This window comes from Paenibacillus sp. WC2504, from assembly GCF_052682475.1.
The window spans coordinates 5,664,547-5,686,056 of record NZ_JBQZFH010000001.1 but is presented as its reverse complement, the minus strand read 5'-3'; the positions used below and the strand labels follow the sequence as shown (position 1 = coordinate 5,686,056).

At 45.3% G+C, this 21,510-nt stretch carries 20 protein-coding genes; 19 read left to right on the top strand and 1 reads right to left on the bottom strand.

Annotation, left to right across the window (positions count from 1 at the left end; genetic code table 11):
* The first annotated feature begins 77 nt into the window (after positions 1–77).
* From ACUN27_RS25505 to ACUN27_RS25490, 4 genes are all read left to right on the top strand, one after another.
* Positions 78–980, top strand: a complete 903-nt coding sequence (locus ACUN27_RS25505) for a LysR family transcriptional regulator (protein ID WP_326061504.1) — start codon at positions 78–80, stop codon at positions 978–980.
* 235 nt (positions 981–1,215) lie between these two features.
* The gene (locus ACUN27_RS25500; RefSeq protein WP_326061505.1) at positions 1,216–2,958 is read left to right on the top strand and encodes an ABC transporter ATP-binding protein; all 1,743 of its coding nucleotides are present in this window, start codon (positions 1,216–1,218) and stop codon (positions 2,956–2,958) included.
* Between the two features lie 160 nt (positions 2,959–3,118).
* The gene (locus ACUN27_RS25495) at positions 3,119–4,003 is read left to right on the top strand and encodes an AraC family transcriptional regulator (protein ID WP_326061506.1); all 885 of its coding nucleotides are present in this window, start codon (positions 3,119–3,121) and stop codon (positions 4,001–4,003) included.
* A 174-nt stretch (positions 4,004–4,177) separates the two neighbouring features.
* Positions 4,178–5,212, top strand: coding sequence for a TIM barrel protein (locus tag ACUN27_RS25490; RefSeq protein ID WP_326061507.1), 1,035 nt, complete (start codon positions 4,178–4,180; stop codon positions 5,210–5,212).
* Positions 5,213–5,218: 6 nt separating this feature from the next.
* Here ACUN27_RS25490 and ACUN27_RS25485 read toward each other — a convergent pair whose 3' ends face one another.
* On the bottom strand, positions 5,219–6,154 hold the full coding sequence (locus tag ACUN27_RS25485) for an AraC family transcriptional regulator (protein WP_326061508.1): 936 nt from the start codon (positions 6,152–6,154) through the stop codon (positions 5,219–5,221).
* 120 nt (positions 6,155–6,274) lie between these two features.
* On the opposite strand from ACUN27_RS25485, the gene ACUN27_RS25480 reads away from it, so the two are divergent.
* The 15 genes from ACUN27_RS25480 to ACUN27_RS25410 all read left to right on the top strand — a co-directional run bounded on the left by ACUN27_RS25480 (position 6,275) and on the right by ACUN27_RS25410 (position 21,508).
* The gene (locus tag ACUN27_RS25480; RefSeq protein WP_326061509.1) at positions 6,275–7,120 is read left to right on the top strand and encodes a class I fructose-bisphosphate aldolase; all 846 of its coding nucleotides are present in this window, start codon (positions 6,275–6,277) and stop codon (positions 7,118–7,120) included.
* Positions 7,117–8,277, top strand: a complete 1,161-nt coding sequence (locus tag ACUN27_RS25475) for a Gfo/Idh/MocA family protein (RefSeq protein WP_326061510.1) — start codon at positions 7,117–7,119, stop codon at positions 8,275–8,277. Before ACUN27_RS25480 ends, ACUN27_RS25475 begins: the two co-directional genes overlap by 4 nt.
* Positions 8,274–9,470 (top strand): carbohydrate kinase family protein, encoded by a 1,197-nt coding sequence (locus ACUN27_RS25470; RefSeq protein WP_326061511.1) that lies wholly within the window; start codon positions 8,274–8,276, stop codon positions 9,468–9,470. Before ACUN27_RS25475 ends, ACUN27_RS25470 begins: the two co-directional genes overlap by 4 nt.
* A 99-nt stretch (positions 9,471–9,569) precedes the next feature.
* Complete coding sequence (locus ACUN27_RS25465) at positions 9,570–10,577, top strand: zinc-dependent alcohol dehydrogenase (RefSeq protein ID WP_326061512.1); 1,008 nt, start codon at positions 9,570–9,572, stop codon at positions 10,575–10,577.
* Between the two features lie 81 nt (positions 10,578–10,658).
* The gene (locus tag ACUN27_RS25460) at positions 10,659–11,993 is read left to right on the top strand and encodes an extracellular solute-binding protein (RefSeq protein ID WP_326061513.1); all 1,335 of its coding nucleotides are present in this window, start codon (positions 10,659–10,661) and stop codon (positions 11,991–11,993) included.
* Between the two features lie 18 nt (positions 11,994–12,011).
* Positions 12,012–12,890, top strand: a complete 879-nt coding sequence (locus tag ACUN27_RS25455; protein ID WP_326061514.1) for a carbohydrate ABC transporter permease — start codon at positions 12,012–12,014, stop codon at positions 12,888–12,890.
* The gene (locus tag ACUN27_RS25450; protein ID WP_326061515.1) at positions 12,880–13,722 is read left to right on the top strand and encodes a carbohydrate ABC transporter permease; all 843 of its coding nucleotides are present in this window, start codon (positions 12,880–12,882) and stop codon (positions 13,720–13,722) included. The genes ACUN27_RS25455 and ACUN27_RS25450 overlap by 11 nt, the downstream gene beginning before the upstream one ends.
* 45 nt (positions 13,723–13,767) lie before the next feature.
* On the top strand, positions 13,768–14,928 hold the full coding sequence (locus ACUN27_RS25445) for a Gfo/Idh/MocA family protein (RefSeq protein WP_326061516.1): 1,161 nt from the start codon (positions 13,768–13,770) through the stop codon (positions 14,926–14,928).
* Between the two features lie 22 nt (positions 14,929–14,950).
* The gene (locus ACUN27_RS25440) at positions 14,951–15,805 is read left to right on the top strand and encodes a sugar phosphate isomerase/epimerase family protein (protein ID WP_326061517.1); all 855 of its coding nucleotides are present in this window, start codon (positions 14,951–14,953) and stop codon (positions 15,803–15,805) included.
* Between the two features lie 21 nt (positions 15,806–15,826).
* Entirely contained in the window at positions 15,827–16,678 is an 852-nt protein-coding gene (locus ACUN27_RS25435; protein WP_326061518.1) for a sugar phosphate isomerase/epimerase family protein, read from the top strand.
* Positions 16,679–16,847: 169 nt separating this feature from the next.
* The gene (locus ACUN27_RS25430; RefSeq protein WP_315948622.1) at positions 16,848–18,047 is read left to right on the top strand and encodes an MFS transporter; all 1,200 of its coding nucleotides are present in this window, start codon (positions 16,848–16,850) and stop codon (positions 18,045–18,047) included.
* A 61-nt stretch (positions 18,048–18,108) separates the two neighbouring features.
* On the top strand, positions 18,109–19,062 hold the full coding sequence (locus tag ACUN27_RS25425) for an aldo/keto reductase (protein WP_445559749.1): 954 nt from the start codon (positions 18,109–18,111) through the stop codon (positions 19,060–19,062).
* 39 nt (positions 19,063–19,101) lie between these two features.
* Entirely contained in the window at positions 19,102–19,419 is a 318-nt protein-coding gene (locus ACUN27_RS25420; protein WP_326061520.1) for an NIPSNAP family protein, read from the top strand.
* Positions 19,420–19,611: 192 nt separating this feature from the next.
* Positions 19,612–20,802: an oxalate decarboxylase family bicupin gene (locus ACUN27_RS25415; protein WP_315948625.1), complete on the top strand. Its 1,191-nt coding sequence runs from the start codon at positions 19,612–19,614 to the stop codon at positions 20,800–20,802.
* A gap of 106 nt (positions 20,803–20,908) precedes the next feature.
* Positions 20,909–21,508, top strand: coding sequence for a TetR/AcrR family transcriptional regulator (locus ACUN27_RS25410; protein ID WP_326061521.1), 600 nt, complete (start codon positions 20,909–20,911; stop codon positions 21,506–21,508).
* Positions 21,509–21,510 lie beyond the last annotated feature (2 nt).

The following is a 21,510-nucleotide window of genomic DNA, read 5'->3' as shown; positions in this document are numbered from 1 at the left end:
CTTGAATTCTGTTATTTATTCCAACGCATTTCATGCTATAATCTCATTGATTAGAAGGAATGAATGGAGTGTACGGAATGGAACTTCTTCAATTGCATTATTTTCTCGCGGTCGCTCGCTCGGAACATGTGACCGAAGCTGCCCGGAAACTGCACGTTACACAATCGTCATTAAGCAAAACGATTCAACGCCTGGAGGAAGATCTAGGAGTCTTGCTATTCGATCGAATCGGCAGGAAGCTACAACTGAACGAGTTCGGAAGAACATTTCTTCGGCGTGCAGAAAGAGCTTTGTTCGAATTGGAACAGGGGAAGCAGGAGCTTGGCGATTTATCCAGCCCCGATCATGGTGCGCTTGAATTAGGAGTTACTAGCGCAAGCGTATTACCCGACATTCTTCGGAAATATCGAATAAAGCGGCCAAATATTCAATTTCATGTACAAATGCTGACTACACAAGAAATGGTTACCCTCCTAGAGAGAGGTGAGGTAGATTATTGCTTGTCCTCGCCTCCTGTTGAACGGGATGAGATCGAATGTCAAATCGTCTTCATCGACCCCATCCTTGTTGCCGTTCCGCTGGGGCATCGGTTGGCGGATCGAAGCAGCGTATCTTTGAGCGAGCTGAAGGAGGAATGGTTCGTCGGGCTAAAAGTCGGCTACGGTACCCGCGATTTAATGGACCCGGTATGCAGATCGGTTGGATTTGTCCCTCATTATGTGTACGAAGGGGATGAACCAGCAAGGCTGGTCAATCTGGTGGAAGCTGAAATTGGCATAGCTTTCATACCAAGCACGGCTAGAAATGATCGAGCACAAATTAAATATTTGCAAGTAGAGACTCACGAAGTGGTGCGAAAAATCGCATTATTATGGCACAAGAGCCGTTACATATCGCCGGCAGCTCTGGATTTTCGTGAGATCGTTGTAGAATATTTCGAGGGTTTATCCAAAGAGGCACAAAACGAAAGTCCATCCTGAATACGCTGTGGATTTTGCAATTAGTAATAAATGTATATAACTAAATTATACGAGTCTATTCCCGACAGATATCGCTTATAATCAAAGCATCAATGAATAGAGGAGGCATTTTACATGGAAAACTTAACGATTTATATCACCGTACCAACATCTAAGGGTGGAACCCTTACTTAAAAGGTTAGCGGTGTACACCTTTGGATGTGTTAGTTAAATAACACGAAAAAGGGGTAAAACCATGCGTTTTCCAGTGAAAAAGTTTTTTTCTTATTACAAACCCTATCGACCCTTGTTTCTTAGTGTACTGGCTTGTTCCTTTATCGTTTCTGCTGTGACGCTGCTGTTTCCATTGCTCGTTCAGCATATAACGAAAGATGTTTTGAGTGGGGACTTGTCCTCAGCACTAAGCAGCGTGTATAAAATTGGCGGGTTGATGTTTGTCTTAGTCGCGATCCAAAATATCGGGAATTACTTTGTAGACTACAAAGGTCATGAAGTTGGCGCACGAATGGAAAGAGACTTGCGCAGCGAGTTGTTTGCGCACATGCAGACGCTTTCCTTTGGTTTTTATGATAAGGAAAAGACAGGCCGGCTCATGTCTCGGATAACGAACGACCTGTTGTTGCTTTCTGAACTGTACCATCACGGTCCAGAAGACTACGTGAAATACCTAGTCCGCTTTTTTGGAGCATTTTTCATTTTATTTTCCATTAACGCCAACTTAACGATAGCCGTGTTCTGTTTCTTTCCGCTCTTAGGTGCTTTTTCATTGTATTTCAATAAGAAGTTAAACCATGCCCTAAGAAATAATAAGGAACGAATCAGTGACGTAAACGCTCAAGTAGAGGATAGTCTGTCGGGCATCCGCGTTGTCCAATCGTTCGCAAACGAGCAAGTCGAAATCGAGAAGTTTGACCGGACTAATAATCATTTTCTCGATAGTAGAAAGAGAACGTATAAAGCGGAAGCGTTTTTTTACAACGCTGTGGAGTCGATCATCCAACTGATTACCATAACGCTGATTATTTTTGGCAGTGCAAGTATCGTCCGTGATACACTCCATTTAGCGGATTTGATCACTTTCTTGCTATATATCAGCTTTATGATTGAACCCATACAACGACTAACGCATATGAGCTCTCAGCTGCAAGAAGGAATAACGGGCTTCCAGCGGTATATGGAAATCATGAATGTGAAGCCGACGATTGCCAACAAACCGAATGCCTTGATTCTTCCGGAAGTACATGGAGAAATTGAGTTTAGGCAAGTTTCCTTCCGTTATGATGCCCACTTGAGCCCTGTATTGGAAAATGTGTCGCTTCGTGTGCAACCAGGAGAGTATGTGGCGTTAGTAGGGCCGTCCGGTGGGGGGAAAACGACACTATGCTCCCTGATCCCCCGTTTTTATGAAGCAACCAAAGGGGATGTATTGTTAGATGGGATTAATGTCCGGGATCTCGATCTGAGGTCGTTGAGAAATCATATCGGGTTCGTACAGCAAGATATCTTCCTTTTTGGAGGAACGGTTATGGACAATATCCGCTACGGAAACCCGGATGCGGACGATGCCGCCATTATCGATGCCGCCAAACGCGCGAATGCCCATAGTTTTATCATGAACTTATCGAACGGTTACCACACCGAGATCGGGCAGCGAGGCGTTAAATTGTCAGGTGGTCAAAAACAACGGCTAAGCATCGCTCGCGTATTTTTAAAGAACCCGCCCGTTCTTATTTTAGATGAGGCAACAAGCGCACTTGATAACGAAAGTGAGAGCATGGTCCAGGAATCACTAGAGTTATTAGCAAAAGGGCGAACAACGATTGTTATTGCCCATCGACTTTCCACGATCCGCAATGCCGAACGCATTATCGTATTGACAGAGGATGGAATTATGGAACAGGGGACACACTCAGTGTTACTGGCGCGCAATGGCGTCTATGCCCATCTGTATGCCAAGCAGTTTGAATTACAAGTATAAACGTTCACCCCCCAAATCGGCCTTCCCTTAACGAAAGAAGGGAGCCGATTTTTTCTGCTGTCTACGATCCTAACGAATAGGAGTTATTCACTGGATGAATCGACTTCTTCAAAGAAGTGGGTTAAAATCATGAATGAAGTCAAATGTATGGAGGTAGTCGATGGAGGCGTGGTTGAACGTAATTTCCCCATTTATTAGGGTTGTCAAGATCATGAAAACGACCTCTCTTTCTGGAGAGTGGATCGATTATGATCATGTCTTTACTTATATTGAACAAGGGGATGCGGACTTCTGGCTGAATGGCGTTAAATATCATGTAAGTGAAGGAGACGCCATATTAATGCCCCCTTTTACACCCCATATTATCCGAACGACATCGGCCGTGCCTATGATTCAATATATTTTTCATTTTGATCTTTTTTATGATGAGGAAAGAAGCGAATGGAAGGAAATTAACGTTACCAAAGAAAAACATAAGAAAGTGTATGAGAACGAAATGAAACTCGCTTCCATTCAGCCTATATCCCGCTTGCGTCCAGCGGATCAAATAGATTTGAAGAAAAGGTTCCTCCTTATGCATAAAGTTTCTCAGGATAAACAGGATGGTTACTTCTTGCACTCGAAATCGATATGTATAGAGCTTTTGTACATGTTCTTAAAAAGCCAATCCAATGCCAAACATCCGGAAGGCAGGCTAACCAAAGGCTGGGTGCTCATTGAGAAATCCATTGATTTCATTAATGAGAAATTCGCTGATCCGCAATTAAATAATGTCGCCATTAGCGATCATGTTGGGATTTCGACAAACCATCTATCTTTTCTGTTCAAAGAACAGTTGGACGTTTCCATTCATAAGTATGTAACACATGTAAGAATCGAACAGGCCAAGCAAATGATCGTTGAAGGTAAAAAAACGTTGACGGTTATCGCAGAGGAAGTCGGTTTCTCAAGCATCCATCTGTTCAGCCGTTCCTTCAAAGCAACGGTTGGGCTTACACCTAGCCAATTCCAAGCCACTTATTCCCAACCGCGCAGAGAGGGATAGCAAAGAAGTAGATGAACCGCGACCCGTTCGCGGTTTTTTTGTGTTGATTTCGCTCCACTCTATTGTAGTGACATTAAAACTGTAGCAGGAAAATCGTAAAACTGTACATGTGCCAAATCCAAGCGCGTATTACATTAGGAGTGTAAGAAAAACATAGTAAAGGGGCTTGGTCACTTGTCGAAATTTAAATTTTCAGTAGGTCCTTGGAATGTTCATGATGGTGCCGATACGTATGGACCGGCAGTAAGAACTGTCATTTCTTTTGAGGATAAAATCAAGAAATTTGCGGAGATGGGCTTCAGCGCAATTCAATTTCATGATGATGATGCTGTGCCGAATATCAATGAATTAACTGATGAGGAAATTAAGGCTGAAGCCAGAAAAGTGAAGCAGTTATTGGATAAATATCAGCTTGCTGCCGAATTTGTAGCTCCAAGATTATGGATGGATCCGCATACGATTGACGGCGCTTACATGTCGACATCGCAGGAAGACAGAGAATTTGCACTGTGGAGATCTTATCGTTCGATTGATATCGCCAACGAATTAGGATGCGACAAAATTGTATTGTGGCTGGCTAGAGAAGGGACGCTTTGCGCAGAAAGCAAAAGTCCGGTAGAGGCAACAAATCAGCTGGTGGATGCCATTAACAAGATGCTCCAATATGACAGCAAGATCAAAATCCTGATCGAACCTAAACCGAATGAACCGATTGATAGAAGCATTTGCGGAACCATGGGCCATGTGCTTGCAGTGTCGGCCGCTACAATCGATCCGTCCAGAGTCGGTGGTTTATTGGAGTCGGCTCACGCTATCTTGGCTGGCCTTGATCCATCGCATGAAATTGGATTTGCGCTAGCGATGAACAAATTATGGGGCGTGCATCTTAACGATCAAAATGGTCTGAAATTTGACCAAGATAAGAGCTTCGGCGTAGAAAACCTTCGTCAGGCATTCAATCAAATTAAAGTGCTGGTCGAAAACAATTACGGCTCTAACGGGGAGTATGTCGGTCTGGATGTAAAAGCAATGCGATCTACGATCGATAAGGATAGCTATAAACACTTGGAAAACAGCCTGAACATTGTGAAAGCTTTGGAAGAAAAAGTGAATAAGTTCGATTACGATTATCAAAAAGAATGTGTTGAAAAAAGAGACTTCGAAGGATTAGAAATCTATGTCATGAAGCTTCTGATGGGAATTGAATAGCGTCTATCACACGCCACTTTTGTACTTGTTGAGAATTTCTAAACTTTCACGATCGTTATAAAATTTTTGAATGCTCTTTAGATTCGTATTTGTAGACGGGGAATTCGTCCGATCCTTTTGATTCAGGAATTGTTTCGGCGTACAACCAAATTGTTTCAAGAACATCTTGTTCAGATATCGCGTATCTGAGAATCCGCTTTCCAAGCAAATATCGATCAGTTTTTTATCGGTTTGCGTAATGAGTTTTTTGGCTTTTTCAAAGCGTACTTGGTTTAAATAGTCTTGAAAAGTGGTGTTGAGATTTTCCTTGAAAAAATGGGAGAGGTATGGAAGAGAGAGATTTTCCCTTTCGGCTATGCTTGACAGAAGAAGCTTACCTGAAAAGTTTTCATCGATGTAACTCAGAATTCGGTTCATGCGATGCAAACGGTTGGTATTCTTGATCCGCTCTTCATCACTAATCAGATGATAAGGCACGAATTGCAACAAGTGATAGAATAGACGGTTTAGCGAGCTTAAGCACATCAACTCATATCCAAAATCTTGTTGTAAGTAAAAGGTTGTAATCTCTAGCAAGACAGAAGTCAAAAGTTGACGATCTTCCTCTGATAGAAGAGCCGAAACGAATACGGAATCAAACGCGATATTTGTCAAGGATGGAAAGTAATTTTGACAAAATCGGTTGGAAATTTGAATGGATAATATCAAAGCATTTCCGTGATGAGCGTGAAGCTCATGGGGTTGAATGGGATTAAACAAGATGATGGAATCTTTGGGAACCTGGTACATCTCTTTCTTGGAGTACACGGTCAAATTGCCTTCCAAAAGTAAACAGACTTCGAAATCATTGTGTAAGTGAGAATTGCGATAAGACAAACTCACAAGAAACGGGTTTAAGTATTTTATTTTGGGGTGTGCAATGATCTCGAATTCGTTGTCCATATTCAACCGCCCACTTTTATTAGGTTGGAATGCACGGAGTACTTAAGATTTTAGAGTAAGTTTAGCATAGATAATATACCGAAAGTCAAGCAAGTGTATGAAATTTCAGGAGGAGTCATCATGTCCGCAAACCCGCGATTAAACCGAATGTTCAGTGCACAAGGGAAATGTTTTGACGTTGCGATTGATCATGGTTTTTTTAATGAATTTTCATTCCTACCCGGCATTGAAGATATAAAAAAGGCGATCGCTACGATCGTAGCCGCAAACCCGGATTGCATCCAACTAAGTGCAGGACAGGCGCGTTTGCTGCAGGAAATCCCCGGCAAGCAGAAGCCGAGCCTCGTCCTTCGTACGGACGCTGCGAATATCTATGGCGCGGAGCTTCCACATGTCTTGTTTAGCGAATTGATGGAGCGGGCTGTTGAGCAGGCCGTTCGATTGGATGCCGTAGCGGTTTGCGTAAATTTGCTGCTGCTTCCAAGGCAACCTGATCTTCACAAGCAGTGTATCCGAAATGTCGCCAAACTGAAAACAGAATGTGAAAAATACGGCATGACGTTAATGGTTGAACCCCTGGTTATGCTCGCTAACGAGTTAAAAGGCGGATATATGGTGGACGGGGACATTCGCAAAATCATCCCTTTAGTTCGCCAAGCTGTCGAGCTAGGCGCCGATGTCATCAAGGCCGATCCCTGCGAAGACGTAAGACACTATCATCGGGTAATCGAAGTAGCGTCCGGCATTCCGGTTCTTGTGCGTGGCGGAGGAAGAGCAAGTGATGAAGAAATCATTAGCCGCACGGTTGAGCTTATGCAGCAAGGGGCTTCAGGGATTGTTTACGGAAGAAATGTTATTCAGCATGGGAACCCGGCGGGAATGACCGCTGCATTGATGGGAATCGTTCATCATGGTGCGTCCGAGGACGAAGCGCTGGCGATTCTGAAAGGAGATCTTACGAAATGAGTAACGTTATTCGTTTCGGTGTCATCGGTTGCGGGTTGATGGGGAAGGAGTTTGCGAGTGCCGCTGCTCGCTGGTGCCATCTTGCAGACGTTGATTTTGAACCGCGGATTGTAGCGGTCTGTGATGCTAACCCTGCAGCAACCGAGTGGTTCCAAAGGCATGTTTCTAGCGTAACAAGATCCTATACGGATTATAAAGATTTGCTGGCCGATTCATCCGTCGATGCTGTTTACTGTGCGGTTCCACACCATTTACATGCTCAAATTTATATCGATATCATCCGTGCGGGGAAGCATCTCCTCGGGGAAAAGCCATTTGGCATCGATCAGGAGGCGAATGACGCGATTCAGGCGGCAATCGACGCTAATCCGCAAGTGATTGTCCGATGTTCCTCGGAATTTCCCTTCTACCCTGGAGCACAGCAGCTGATTTCTTGGGTCAACGAAGGGCGATTCGGCAAGATCATCGAGGTTGAAGCCGGATTCTGGCATTCCAGCGATCTCGATCCGACAAAACCGATCAATTGGAAGCGTCGTATAGCTACAAACGGCGAGTACGGCTGTATGGGAGATCTGGGGATGCATGTTCTGCACCTTCCGCTTCGTTTCGGATGGAAGCCGAACAATGTCCGGTCGCTGCTCTCCCAAATCGTCCAGGAGCGTCCGGACGGCAAAGGGGGCACGCTGCCTTGCGAAACATGGGATAACGCGATTCTAGCTTGCGATGTCAAAGCTGGCGATACTCACTTTCCCATGATGCTGTCCATGAAGCGGATTGCTCCCGGACATGCGAATACATGGTTTATCCGTATTCAGGGCACCGATTTTTCCGCTGAGTTTTCGACGAAAAATCCGAAGCAAGTCGCCTCGTTGCCGTACACACCAGGCCAACCTCAAGCATGGCACGTTGTTGACGCGCCGTACAAATCCTCTTATGCGACAATCACAGGTGCGATTTTCGAATTTGGTTTCTCGGATTCCATTTTACAGATGTGGGCTGCATTTTGTGATGAGCTGACGCATGGCCGTGACATGCTGAGCCCGTTCCACTGTGCAACGCCTGAGGAAGCGGCCCATAGCCATCGCCTATTTTCGGCAGCACTTGAATCGGAACGTTCCGGTCAAACGGTTGCCATCGATTGGGGGGAGCAAGGTTGAAGGAGCGGTCCGCTGAGGTTGTGGTAGCCGGTCACATTTGTCTTGATGTCATTCCGGCGATGGACGAAAAGGGGGAAGGGATGACGGCCCTTTTCGTCCCGGGCAAGCTTGTCAATGTCGGGCCGGCACTCCTTTCCACCGGCGGGGCTGTTTCCAATACAGGCTTGGCGCTGCACCGGCTGGGCATACGGACGAAGCTGATGAGTAAGATAGGCGACGATCTATTCGGCAAGGCGATTCTTGACGTACTCGGAAGTTACGGAGACGAATTGGCGGGTGGGATGATTGTTGCTGAAGGCGAACATAGCTCATATTCTTTGGTCATCAGTCCACCTGGAGTAGACAGAATCTTTCTTCACAGTACGGGAGCTAACGATACATTTGTCGCTGACGATATCCGAACAAATGAACTCCAGGGGGCTCGGCTGTTCCATTTTGGTTACCCGCCACTGATGCGAAATATGTACGAGAACGGTGGGGAAGAGCTTGCCCGTCTCTTGTCACGCGCCAAGTCACAAGGATTGACGATATCACTCGATATGGCGAAACCGGATCCGGAATCACCGGCAAGCAGGGTGGATTGGCGCGTTATTCTGGAAAGAGCGCTCCCCCATGTTGATGTATTTCTGCCGAGCTTTGAAGAAATCCTATTTATGCTACATCCGGAGCGATATGCAGAATTAACCCGCATCCATCAAACAAGCGATCTGCTGCCTTATGCGGATGGAGAGCTGCTTTCCATGCTTTCAACGGAACTTATTCAGATGGGAGTTGCAATCGTCGCGATTAAACTGGGGGAGCATGGCTTATATGTGAGGACGACCAGCGACTGTGAGCGAATTGTCGCGATGGGGGTGTGTGCTCCTAGCATGGATCAAATCTCTTGCTGGACGGATCGTGAGTTGTTAGCTCCTTGTTTCAAGGTGAAGGTTGCAGGAACAACGGGCGCTGGGGATTGCACCATTGCAGGTTTCTTGGCGGGCCTTCTTAAAGGGCTGAATCTGGAAGAAGTGCTTCATGCCGCAGTTGGGGTTGGAGCATGTAATGTTGAGCGGTCCGATGCCACAAGCGGAATTCCGATTTGGGAGCAACTGCGTGAACGAATCGCTGCAGGATGGGAGCAAGGTGAAGTTATGCTAGACCTGCCCGGTTGGAATTATAAGGTGGAAATAGGGGCTTGGGCAAAAAAATGATGAAATTGCGTTGATTTTGATAAAAAATCAGTGTTCTCGTCAAATACTCTGGTTGATCGATTGGCTATAATGAAAAAAAAGAACAAGGGAGTGCTTTCAATGAAAAATAAACGAGTCGTTTTCAGTAATCCATGGAAGGTCGAATTGCTGGAGGAGGAGTTCAATCTCCAGAATCTGCGAGAAGATGAAATCGTCGTGAAGAAGTTGTATACCCTGATTAGCCCCGGGACGGAGCTAGCCTGCTTATCTGGCAACGAATCTTGGTTCTCCATGCCAGGCACTCCCGGGTATGCGGCAGTCAGTGAAGTTGTCGATGCCGGGGAAGGGGATCATTCGCTGCGAAAAGGGGATATTGTGTATCATTATGGCGATCATTCAAAGTACCAGAAGATTTCGGTGCGAGGAAATGTCCTGAAAGTTCCGGCAACGATGAATCTTAGATGGGTTCCTTTTACCCGGATGGCAACAGTGGCAGCTACTTCGATTCGTGTTTCCGATATTGAATTCGGAGACGATGTCTCTGTTACTGGACTCGGGTTAATTGGTAATATGGCTGCGCAATTGGCTCAATTACAAGGAGCAAATGTCTTTGGAATTGATTTATCCGGTAAAAGACTTGAAATTGCTGAGCGTTGCGGAGTATTCGATCTTCATCAAGGTGATGTGTCCAGCGCCAAAGCCCATGTATTGGAAAAAACGGGCGGAGTCGGCGTATCTACGCATATCGAAGCGACCGGCATTCCCCAAGTAGGAGTAGGCAGCCTTGAGTGGATTGCGAAATTGGGGGAAATTGTTTTCCTTGGAAGCCCACGAGGAGAGTTTAATGGGGATATTACGGATGTTTTGAACTATTGCCATCTTTACAATCGAGGATGTATTACTTTTAAAGGTGCGCACGAGTGGCGTTATCCTATTGAACCGAATGAGTTCGTCAAACATTCTTTGATGCGTAACTCGCAAATCGTATTTGATTTAATGGATCGAAATAAACTTCAGGTTGAGCCGTTGATCAGCCATGTGTTAGCACCGGAACAAGCGGAAATGGCTTATGAGGGATTACGGCATTACAAGGATGAGTTTTTTGGAGTCCTATTCGACTGGTCATAATGAAACCGCATACAGCGGGGGTCAGGTTCATTTTATAAGTGGAAAAGTAAATCTATGATTACATTTCAAGGAGGATCCTCAATGAAGAACATAAGAAAAGTATCCTACTCGGTCTTGTCTCTAATACTTGTGGTCTTGTTAGTGCTTACTGGTTGCAGCAACGATACCAAAGATGGTGGTAATTCGGCTAATGCCAAGACGAATTCAGGAAAAATCAAACTAACGTTCGGACACTTTTGGGTCGATGAAACGGCAAGCAATAAATTGTTCCGGCAAACACTAGCGGATTTCCGTAAGGAAAATCCCAACATTGAGGTGGAAGAGCAAGCCATTCCTCATGACCCGTATCGCGTCAAGATGACGACACTCGGGGCATCCGGCGAGCTCCCGGATTTATTCGTTGCGAACGGTTCGATGCTGATTGATTATATCCCCAAAGGTTTGGTAGGAACTTTTAATGACACTTTGGAAGCGGATTCAACCTGGAAAAATGGATTCCTGCCAAACAGCTTTGACGAATTTACAGAAAAAGGCAATATCTATGGTGTACCGACGGCTATGTTCACTGTCCATCTTATCTATTACAACAAAGACATTTTTGACAAGGTAGGCATTAAGACTTTTCCTAAGACTTGGGACGAATACTTGGCTGCAATCGATATCTTGAAACAAAATAAATATATCCCGATCGCCATGGGGAATAAATCGAATGTTCCTGTAGGTTCAACGTTATTCGGCACGTTGGCTGATCGGATTACAGGAACAGATTGGTTCAAAGCGCAAAAAGAAGGCAAGGCAAAATTCACAGATCCGGAATTCGTTCAGGCGCTTGCCACCCTGGATGACCTTAACAAGAAAGGTGCATTTAATCCGGATATTAACAGCATCGACCAGGATCAAGCGCATTCCCTTTATTACAATAAGCAAGCCGCAATGATCGTGGATGGCGCATGGGCGGTCGGGTCGCTTTCGGAACAAGCCCCGGAAGATGTCAAGAAGTCAACAGGTTTAGCCGTACTACCGCAAATACCTGGGGGCAAAGGTTCTCCGAACGCCGTCGCCGGTGGGTCAGGTTGGTCTTTCGCCTACAATGCTAAATTGGATGGAGCCAAAAAGGAAGCGGCCATGAAGTTAATCAAAAAGCTTTCGGACGAATCGTACGGCAAGCAGCAAATCGAGATCAACGACCAGCCTGCTGTAAAAGTTTCCAATTATGATAAAAGCAAGTTGTCTCCTCTTGGCCAGCAATATAGAGAGTTTATTAGTGATAAGACGTTCACGCCAATCTATGACATTCAATTGGCTCCCGCTTTGGTTGAGGCCATCTACAAGGGGATTCAGGACTTGTTGGCGGGTGCCGTGAAACCGGACGTGCTGGCAAAGAAAATTCAAACGGTTCGCGACTCAATGAAATAAAAAAACAGGGAGGTTTCCATGCTGAATAGAGCATTTCGACTGAGTGCCGGGCCTGTTTTGCGCTATATGGTTCCTATTTTAATCGTATATATATTCATTGTCATTGTCCCTTTAGTCATCTCGTTATATTACAGCGTGATGAACTTTAATAATACTAAATTTGTTGGTTTGGAAAACTATGTTCATTTAGTGAAAGACCACGATTTTTGGTTATCCTATCGAAATAATATCGTTATCGTTTTGTTTTGTGTGCTGGGTCAGGTTGGTATTGCCTTTTTCTTATCCGCCTTGTTAAACTCCAAGTTTTTGATGTTCCGGAATCTACACCGCATCGCCATTTTTTTGCCGGTTGTCCTGGCGCCAGTCGTGACCGGTTATATATGGTCATTGATTTATAACTATCGTTTCGGGTTGTTGAATTGGCTGCTGAAATTAGTAGGGTATGAGCCCGTAACTTGGTTGGATAAACCCAATATTGTACTGTATGCCGTGTCCGTTCCGTTAATCTGGCAATATATCGGTCTTTACATGATTATTTTTTTGGCTGGTATGCAGAATATCTCCAAAGATATATTTGAATCTGCCGAAATTGATGGTGCGAACTGGCTACAACGGACGCTGCAGATTACTCTTCCACTAATGAAAAGTACCATTCGAGTCGCTCTGATATTTTGCGTATCTGGAACAATGAAGGTATTTGATCACATTTATGTGATGACGGGCGGTGGACCTGGCACAAGCTCAATGGTCATGGCGCAGTATGCGTATAACAATGCTTTCACTATGGCCAAAATCAACTACGGAAGCGCCATCTCAATAGGTATGCTGATCCTTTGCGGATGTACGCTGCTTGTAATGTTCAAACTGATGGACGGTGGTAAGAAACATGCTGACTAAGACGAATCCGGTGGTAAGTGTACTGAAAATTCTTATGAATGTGGCTGTAATTTTATTTTCCATAACGGCATTATTTCCTATCGTGTGGATGCTGTACACGTCCTTAAAAACAAATCAAGAATTCAGCTTAAGCATCTTGGCTTTGCCTGATCATCCTTCCCTGCAAAATTACTTGAATTCGTTTCGGATCGGGAAAATTAATTACGCTTTATTCAGTAGTTTCTTCAATACGGTAATCACGGTTCCAATCATCGTACTCGTTTCATTTATTATGGGTTATTTCTTTGCCCGATTCCGGTTTCCAGGTAAAAAATTGCTGTATGTCATCTTCCTGTCGGGAATGACAATTCCGCTTCATTCGCTTTTGGTGCCCTTATTTGTGCAATTCAAATGGATCGGGATGTTGGATAACCGTTTTACGCTAATCCTTCCTTATATTTGTTTTAATTTGCCGCTGGCCATATTTCTGTATGATAGTTTCATTCAAGATATCACTTCAGAGATTGAAGAGGCAGCTTACATTGATGGCAGCTCGTTTGATCAAACGTTGTTCAAGGTGATATTCCCGATTTGTCTTCCGATTACGTCTACCATTACTATCTTGAGTGTTTTGTCCACTTGGAACGAGTTTTCGTTTGCGCTTGTATTGAATAAGACGAACGTCTATTTCACGCTGCCGATTTGGTTAACTTTCTTCAATAATCAATTCACGACGGACTATACAGGGAAGATTACAGGACTTGTCATGGTATCATTGCCCACCATCTTACTGTATTTATTTTTCAGCAATAAAATTATGACAGGTATGACAAGCGGGGCTGTAAAAGGCTGAGACGGCTGGAAAAGTGAATCCATATTCAAGAGAGGAGCTGTTCATTTGCTTAAACCTAAAGTGAGAATCGGGATGATTGGATATAAATTTATGGGAAAAGCACATAGCCATGCTTATCGCGATTTGCCATTCTATTTTGACGCAGAAGCGGAGCCGGTCATGCAGGCAATTGCCGGACGCGAACGTGATGGCGTGGAAGCGGCTGCGAACAAAATGGGATGGGCCTCCTTCGAAACGGATTGGAGGAAGTTGCTGGAACGCAAGGACATCGATCTCATCGATATCGGAGCACCTAACAACATGCACGTGGAGATTGCTATTGCAGCTGCTGAGGCAGGCAAACACATTTTATGCGAGAAGCCATTGGCCATGAATGTGGAAGAGGCTCGCCGTATGCGTGATGCCGTGAAGAAAGCGGGCGTTGTGCATATGATTTGCCACAATTACCGTTTTGTCCCGGCGATTCGTTATGCCAAGCAATTAATCGATCAAGGCAAACTGGGGCAAATCTATCATATCCGAACAAATTACTTGCAGGACTGGATTATGGACCCGGCGTTTCCGCTTGTTTGGCGATTGCGCAAAGAAGCTAGCGGATCAGGGACGCACGGTGATTTAATGGCGCATTCCATTGATTTGGCCCGGTATCTTGTCGGAGAAATTGCCGAAGTTTCGGGGATGATGGAGACGTTCATCAAGCAGCGACCGCTGGGTGAGATGAGCGGTGGATTGCTTGCCAAAACGAAAAGTGATCTCATGGGCGAAGTAGATGTAGACGATGCGGTTGCTTTCATGGCGAAGTTCGAGAACGGAGCTCTAGGCGTATTCGAAGCTACGCGATTTGGTAAAGGAAACCGCAACAGCAACCGATTCGAAATCAATGGATCAAAAGGCTCAATCCGTTGGGACATGCAGCAGATGAATGAATTGGAGCTGTACCTGGAAGAGGATCCGCAAGGCATGCAGGGTTTTCGCAAAATTTCATGTACGGAAACCGTTCACCCGTACACCGAAGCTTATTGGCCGGCTGGGCATATTATCGGTTACGAGCATACGTTCATTAATCTTATTCATGAATTGATGCGAGGTGTCGCCCGTGGAGAGAGTCCGTCGCCGAACTTTGATGATGGGTATCGTAATCAACTCGTTCTGCAGGCAGTTTCCGATTCGGCAGCATTAAAAAAATGGGTTTCAATAAGCGAATAATGGAAAGAGGAGAGGAACAACGATGAGTGAATTCAAGGGGAAAATAGCGGTCCATGCCATTACGTGGGGGCAAGATTATTTGCTTGGTTTTGAGGAGGCGGCCAAGCTCGGCTACAAGGCAATTGAGCCATGGCCTGCGTTCGTTGAACAGTTCGAAAATAGGGAAAATGAGTTAATCGAGACTCTTGAGAAATATAACTTAACGATGACAGGTGTCTACGGAGGAGCTTCCGGCGGACCCGGCAGACGGTTCGCAGATCCGGACATGAGACAAAGTATTATCGCCTATAATGTGAAGCTGGCTCGAATCCTGAGTAAAACAGGCGCTTCACACATCGTTTTTGGACCTGGAGGACCACGCAAAGGGCCAACGGACAGTGATCAACTGAAGCAGGCAGCCATCACCATCAATGAAGCTGCGAAGCGAACATTGGAGTTAGGCGTCAAAGCGTGCATTCATCCACATCTCTGGACGGAATTACAGGAACAAGACGAACTGGAATACTTGATGGAACTGTTGGACAAAGAAGTTTATTTTGCACCTGATACGGCTCATTTAAGCGGAGCCAATATGGATGTACCGGCAATCATCCGGAAATATAAAGAGAAAGTTGCGTACATTCACTTGAAAGATTTGACCCCGAAGGAAGCGCGCGTCGAAGATTTCCCCATGCTGCTCGGGAATGAAGCTTTGCCTGTTTTCTGCGAACTGGGACTTGGGAGCGTTGACTTCAAACCGATCCTGGCAGCCATTAATGAGATAGGTTACGATGGTTGGATGACCGTCGAAATTGACCAATCAACCAGTACACCTTATAACAGTCTTGCTATTTGCAGAGACTTCGTTGAGAAGCAATTAGGCATTCCCGTACGTTGATGAAAGGTGGTTAGAGAGGCAATGTTGAAAGGATTAACGCAAGCGGGTCTTGCTTCATTCCTTGGTCCAAGCGATTTTATCGATCATGCGGCTAAGTATGGATTTGAGGCAATCGATTATGACGCAAAAGAATTGTACAATTGGGTTAAACAAGAAGGAGTCACACACATCAAGGCGGTCTTAGAAGAACGAAAGGTTGTCATTGGAGCGATCTCGCTGCCGGTTGAATGGCAAAGCACGGAAGATGATTTTCGGTACAGTGTGGTCAAGTTGGCTTCTTACGCTGCTACTGCCGCCGATCTGGGATGTACGCGTTGCTGCACATACATCTTGCCTTCTACGGATTATAACCCGGCACATTTCATGGCATTGGCCACACATCGGCTTCGTGCCTGCGCTCAAATTTTAAATAGGTTCGGCATTTCTCTTGGCGTTGAATTCGTTGGCCCACACCATTATCGAACTCATTGGAAACATCCGTTCATTTGGACGATTGCAGAAACATTGGATTTCATTGATGCCATTGGTGAACCGAATGTGGGGCTGCTCTTCGATTCCTATCATTGGTACACGAATGAAGCGACGATTGAAGATATTTTAACGCTGCGCGCAGAGCAAATTGTCCACGTTCATCTCAATGATGCCAGGCATGTTCCCATTGCAGAAGTGCGAGATAATGATCGTCTGTATCCTGGTGAAGGCGTGATCGACTTGACCGGATTTGTGAAGGCACTGCACCAGATTGGGTACCAAGGTGTCGTTGCGCAGGAAGTGTTGACTCCGAAGCCGCCAAAAGAAACGAATGAGAATCTGTTGCGGCGCTCCGCAGACGGATTCGCTCATATATTTGCTGCTTTAGACATAAGGGAATAATAATAGAAGGAAGACGGCTCATTTCCATGAAAATCGGGGATGAGTCGTCTTGTGTTTGGGATTCCAGCTCTACTTAACTTTAGGTAACTTAGTATAAAATTATTCACTCCTTCTCATAAAAGGAATGACTATTTATAATTGATAATAAACAATAAATGATGAGGTATACATGCAAATTATTCGTGATGTTCGCAAGTTTGTTTCGATCCCCGGAGCGAGAACGCTGCTCATCATGCTATTTCTCTACGGTATAGGAACTGGAATTTTGGCGCCTATGAACGCTGTGTATCTCAACGAAAGTGTAGGGCTTTCGAAAAATCAGATTGTAGCTGTATTCGCGGTATCTTTATTCTGCAATATGGCCATTACGATTACCGTTGGCTGGATCAGCGATCGTTTGAAGAACAAGAAGAAGCTCCCGGTCATCGCTGCATTACTATGCATCATCGGATTGTTCATCTACATGAATGCTTCTGATTTTCGGAGTGCGCTCATTGGCATGACGATAACCGTTGCACCGTCCGGATTGATTATGGGGCAGCTGTTTGGCATGGCTAGAAATCATTTTGCCCGTAGTGCCGGTGAGATTGTGGAGATGGCCCAAATATGGCTTCGGGCCACTTATAGTATTGGTTTCTTTACAGGGCTGCTGCTGGGAGCGAACATCTTTCTTGTGGCAACGTTTAAAGGCGTACTGTGGGGGAATATGGCAGGTTATGTGAGTTTGGTCGTTCTCTTGCTGTTGTATAAAGAAAAGGCGGGAGAACCGGGAGCAAAGCAAGTGGTGAAAGGAGAACCGTTCTCCATTGTTATGCTGATTGCCCTGCTTATGCTCTCTTGTGCTGATGCCATTCGAGGTTTATATTTACAGCTTGTCGTATTAAAGTTGTTTGGCAAGCCGGAGATTATGTCCTATATATGGAGCGCACAGGCGGTATTCGAGCTGTTTTTCATGACACTGGGCGGATACTTGGCGGCACGGTACGGTAGCAAGAAGATTATTTTACTCGGCGGTTGCTTCGCGCTCGCCACCTATTTGACGTATACGAGCAGTACCTCGCTTCCTGTTTTCTTTGCCGTCCAGCCATTGTATTCGTTTTTTGTTTCGATTCTGTACGGAGTTGCCATGGGTTATGTGCAGCGAATGTTTTTAAGCCGAACAGGTTTTGGGGCAAGTCTCTACGTGTTCATATCGCAAACGGCTTCTTTAATCGGATATTTCTTGCCTCTGTTCATTCAGGGGATAACACCGAAAATATTCATCATACCAAGCTCTCTTGTAGCGCTATCGTTACTTATTATCGGAATGGTGTTATACAGGGAAAGACGATTGAATAGGAGGAATTCGATCGTCATCGAGCAACTGTGAACACTTGAAATATTTCCCGAGCAATAAAAAATCGTAAAACTAAGATCTGGAGGGATTGGTTATGCGTTATCGGAATTTGGGGACAAGCGGATTGGAAGTTTCGGTGTTGGGATTGGGGACAAATGCATTCGGTGGGCGCGCAGACAAACAAACATCGATTCGAGTCCTGCATCACGCAGTTGACAATGGGATCACCTTTATTGACACAGCCAATATTTATACACGCACGAAATCGGAAGAGATCATTGGAGAAGCGTTTGAAGGACGGCGTCACGAAGTACTCCTTGCGACAAAAGTGGGCATACAGCTAGGAGAAGGCCCGAACTCAAGAGGTTCCTCGCGTCAACATATTCTCAAAGAACTCGAAGGAAGCATGCGCCGCTTGCGAACAGACTACATTGACCTGTATCAGATTCATGTTTTTGATCCGAAGACTCCGCTTGACGAGACGCTCCGTGCTTTGGACGATCTGGTGACGTCAGGAAAAGTAAGATATGTAGGGGCTTCGAATTATGCAGCCTGGCAAATGATGAAAGCCTTGTCCATCAGCGAAAAGGAGCGGCTGGTGAAGTATGTTTCGGTGCAGCCCGGCTATTCACTGGTTGACCGTGGCGTGGAAAGGGAGCTGCTTCCATTCTGCGTGGATCAAGGGATCGGCATCATTCCGTATTTCCCACTGGCAGGAGGAATTCTAACAGGGAAATATTCGGGAGGTTCTGTGCCAAGCGGATCACAGTTGGACGTGAACCCTAACTTCGTGCGGCGTGTGAACTCCGCTCGCGTGGAGCAGGGGGAACAGGTGGCGAAGATCGCGTCGGAGATCGGTACATCAGCCACGGCCCTCTCGCTTGCTTGGTTATTGCACCAACCTGCAGTAAGCACGGTTATCGCCGGGGCGACCCGAGAATACCAAATCGATGAGAATTTGAAGGCGGTTAACCTTGAACTTACCGAGGATGTTCTGAAATCGCTCGATGAGTTAAGTAAAGATTTTGTCTATTCGCCTCCGTTTTGAGGTAGATGGAAATCATGAGAGGATGGAGATGAAGGTCCAATGATATATGAATTGAGAATCTATACCATGTATCCAGGAAGAGTCGATGCGATTCGAAAGCGTTTCTCCGATCATACGCTAGGCATTTTTGCCAGACTAGGCATGCAGGTGTGTGATTTCTGGGAGGATTTGGAGGAGCAGCCTAAGCTCTATTACACGATGAAATATGAAAGCATGGAGGAACGAACTAGACAGTGGGAAGCTTTTTCGCAGGACAAGGAGTGGAACGAAGTAAAGCAGAAATCCGAGCAGGACGGGAAAATTGTTGCATCCGTCGAGCAGATTTTTATGAAAAGAGCGGACTACTTTAACGGATAGATTGTTGAATCGCCATCATTAAATAAAGGAACAGACGAATCCCTGGATTTGGTTCTGTTCCTTTTTTTATATTTCAAACGCTCTAAACAAATACGGAGGACAAAATTCCAAATCCAGACTGTATTCATAACTTAAGATAGGCACTTAACCAGTGACAAATTTGAAGTGTTTAGAATATGGGGTGCAAAACATATGAAAATCAACACACCGACTCAAAATATACCTCAACCGATTAGAAGTGATGGGGCTGGTTGGTGGGATTTAGGACCACGTGACGTTATGCGAGACATGGAGAATCCTGACATGCTGGTTTCTCCTGCCACCGATGCCGGTTCGCTTCCCAACCTAAAATTCTCTTTTTCCGATACGAATATGCAGTTAAATCACGGTGGTTGGTCACGTGAAGTAACGGTTAGACAACTTCCGATTGCGACCGAGGTTGCTGGGGTGAATATGGCTCTTACTCCGGGTGGTGTTCGTGAGATGCACTGGCATCAGCAAGCGGAATGGGCGATCGTGCTTGTGGGACGAACACGCATTACATCCGTGGATCAAAACGGGAGGAACTTTATTGCCGACATCGGCGTGGGAGACCTTTGGTACTTCCCTCCAGGAATTCCGCATTCTCTCCAAGGACTCGAGGAAGGTACTGAGTTTTTGCTCGTTTTCCCTGACGGTAACTTCTCTGATCTTAATACATTAGCTATCTCCGATTTCTTCGCACATACACCTAAGGAAGTTCTTTCGGCGAATTTTGGTGTTCCCAAAAGCGCTTTTGATCATATCCCGAAGCATCAGGTATACATCTATCAATCCGAAGTTCCCGGTCCAATAGAAAGTCAACAGGTGGCAGACCCGCAAGGTACGGTGCCATTACCCTTTAAACATCGACTACTTGCACAAGAGCCGATTATAACGCCGGGCGGGAGTGCAGTGCGTATCGTGGATTCAAGAAATTTCCCTATTTCGACTCAAATATCCGCAGCGTTACTTGAAATCAAACCGGGTTCCATGAGAGAAATGCACTGGCATCCAAATGCCGATGAATGGCAGTATTATATCTCTGGTACGGCGCGCATGACAGTTATGGCACCCAATGGTACAGCTCGTACATTTAATTATCGTGCTGGCGATGTGGGATATGTACCGCGGGCTTTCGGTCACTATATTCAAAACACGGGAAATGAAACCGTGTGGGCTTTGGAGATGTTTAGGAGTGACCGCTTTGAAGATGTTTCATTGAATCAGTGGATGGCACTCACGCCTCCTCAAATCGTATCCCAAAACTTGCGTGTAGGACCGGAATTCATGCAGGCATTGAATAAGGAAAAACAATTTATCGTGAAAAATCCGGGATTTACTTACCCGAGAACGAATAAATAAGTGTTTGCAAAGAAATTCAAAATCCCCTATAATACTGAATGAATGTTCAGTATTATAGGGGATTTTCATTGTACAGATCTGTCAGCCAGAAAGCGGTGAAGCAAGTGTGAATAAAAAGAAACAGCAAACCGAGCTAACGAAGAAGAAGATTGCCGATGCGGCAAGAGCTTTATTTGCTCAAAAGGGTTATAAAGCAACGGCTATTGAAGACATTGTAAAAGCAGTCGGGTGTAGTGCAGGTAACATCTACTATCATTTCAAGAACAAGGAAGGGCTTTTTTTATACTTACTTGAGGAATGGAACAGGGAATGGGATAGCAATTGGTTGGTTAAGGAAAAGCTATACCTTACGACAACCGATAAATTATACGGCATGGTCGAATATTTGGCGCTTGATCAACTGAGTCATCCGTTGACGAGGGCTGCTGATGAGTTTTTTAATAATGCGGAGAAAGCTCCGGATGTGGAGGAGCGAATAAACGTAATGGTTAAGGGGTACATTGACTTTAATCGGCAGTTGCTTCAGGAGGGAATCGATAACCATGAATTCGAAATTACGAATGTCTCCGGTCACGCGATTATTTTGGACAGCTTGCTGCTCGGCTTAAGCGGGCATTGCCGAAGAATGAAACGAGTGGAAGCGTTAGCGACCTATCGATTGGCTGTGGATGTGTTTCTGCAGGGCATTGCCAAGCCCATCCGCTAGCT

Excerpts from the sequence above, each read along its gene's own strand:
- ACUN27_RS25505 (WP_326061504.1), top strand. The coding sequence starts at position 78 with ATGGAACTTCTTCAATTGCATTATTTTCTCGCGGTCGCTCGCTCGGAA.
- ACUN27_RS25500 (WP_326061505.1), top strand. The coding sequence starts at position 1,216 with ATGCGTTTTCCAGTGAAAAAGTTTTTTTCTTATTACAAACCCTATCGA.
- ACUN27_RS25495 (WP_326061506.1), top strand. The coding sequence starts at position 3,119 with ATGGAGGCGTGGTTGAACGTAATTTCCCCATTTATTAGGGTTGTCAAG.
- ACUN27_RS25485 (WP_326061508.1), bottom strand. The coding sequence starts at position 6,154 with ATGGACAACGAATTCGAGATCATTGCACACCCCAAAATAAAATACTTA.
- ACUN27_RS25480 (WP_326061509.1), top strand. The coding sequence starts at position 6,275 with ATGTCCGCAAACCCGCGATTAAACCGAATGTTCAGTGCACAAGGGAAA.
- ACUN27_RS25475 (WP_326061510.1), top strand. The coding sequence starts at position 7,117 with ATGAGTAACGTTATTCGTTTCGGTGTCATCGGTTGCGGGTTGATGGGG.
- ACUN27_RS25465 (WP_326061512.1), top strand. The coding sequence starts at position 9,570 with ATGAAAAATAAACGAGTCGTTTTCAGTAATCCATGGAAGGTCGAATTG.
- ACUN27_RS25460 (WP_326061513.1), top strand. The coding sequence starts at position 10,659 with ATGAAGAACATAAGAAAAGTATCCTACTCGGTCTTGTCTCTAATACTT.
- ACUN27_RS25455 (WP_326061514.1), top strand. The coding sequence starts at position 12,012 with ATGCTGAATAGAGCATTTCGACTGAGTGCCGGGCCTGTTTTGCGCTAT.
- ACUN27_RS25450 (WP_326061515.1), top strand. The coding sequence starts at position 12,880 with ATGCTGACTAAGACGAATCCGGTGGTAAGTGTACTGAAAATTCTTATG.
- ACUN27_RS25440 (WP_326061517.1), top strand. The coding sequence starts at position 14,951 with ATGAGTGAATTCAAGGGGAAAATAGCGGTCCATGCCATTACGTGGGGG.
- ACUN27_RS25435 (WP_326061518.1), top strand. The coding sequence starts at position 15,827 with ATGTTGAAAGGATTAACGCAAGCGGGTCTTGCTTCATTCCTTGGTCCA.
- ACUN27_RS25430 (WP_315948622.1), top strand. The coding sequence starts at position 16,848 with ATGCAAATTATTCGTGATGTTCGCAAGTTTGTTTCGATCCCCGGAGCG.
- ACUN27_RS25425 (WP_445559749.1), top strand. The coding sequence starts at position 18,109 with ATGCGTTATCGGAATTTGGGGACAAGCGGATTGGAAGTTTCGGTGTTG.
- ACUN27_RS25420 (WP_326061520.1), top strand. The coding sequence starts at position 19,102 with ATGATATATGAATTGAGAATCTATACCATGTATCCAGGAAGAGTCGAT.
- ACUN27_RS25415 (WP_315948625.1), top strand. The coding sequence starts at position 19,612 with ATGAAAATCAACACACCGACTCAAAATATACCTCAACCGATTAGAAGT.